Raw genomic sequence first — 718 nt, forward strand, 5'->3', positions numbered from 1 at the left:
TTCTTCTGGTGGTGGTACGGCTTCGACGCCTACGCACCCGCGATCTTCGTCGAAGGCGCTTTCATCGCGGCGTCCGGTGGCTTCATCTCGATCGCCGTCGCCATCGGCATGTCGGTCTGGCGTGCACGCGAGGCCAAGAAGGTCGAGACCTATGGCTCGGCGCGTTGGGCCGAGAAGAAGGAGGTGGAGACGGCCGGCCTTCTCGGTCCCGATGGTGTCGTGCTGGGACGCTACGAGCACGCTTATCTGCGCCATGATGGGCCTGAACATGTTCTGTGCTTCGCGCCCACCCGAAGCGGCAAGGGTGTTGGCCTCGTTGTGCCCTCGCTGTTGACCTGGCCGGGCTCGGCGATTGTTCACGACATCAAGGGCGAGAACTGGCAGCTCACCGCCGGCTTCCGCGCCAGGCACGGCCGCGTGCTGCTCTTTGACCCGACCAACACAAAATCCGCTGCCTACAATCCTCTGCTCGAGGTGCGCCGCGGCGAATGGGAGGTTCGCGACGTCCAGAACATCGCCGACATCCTGGTCGACCCAGAAGGGTCGTTGGACAAGCGGAACCATTGGGAAAAGACGAGCCATGCGCTGCTAGTCGGCGCGATCCTCCACGTCCTCTATGCGGAAAAGGACAAGACTCTGGCCGGCGTCGCGGCGTTCCTCTCTGATCCGAAGCGACCAATTGAATCCACCCTCGATGCGATGATGAAGACGGCGCATC

General features: G+C 62.8%; 1 protein-coding gene. It reads left to right on the forward strand.

Annotated features, from left to right (window positions below; translation table 11 throughout):
* The coding region (locus AACY52_RS28890; RefSeq protein ID WP_339561154.1) for a type IV secretory system conjugative DNA transfer family protein at positions 1-718 on the forward strand (718 nt) is incomplete at both ends.

Source organism: Pseudomonas sp. EA_65y_Pfl1_P113 (assembly GCF_963970525.1).
GTDB lineage: Bacteria > Pseudomonadota > Gammaproteobacteria > Pseudomonadales > Pseudomonadaceae > Aquipseudomonas > Aquipseudomonas tritici.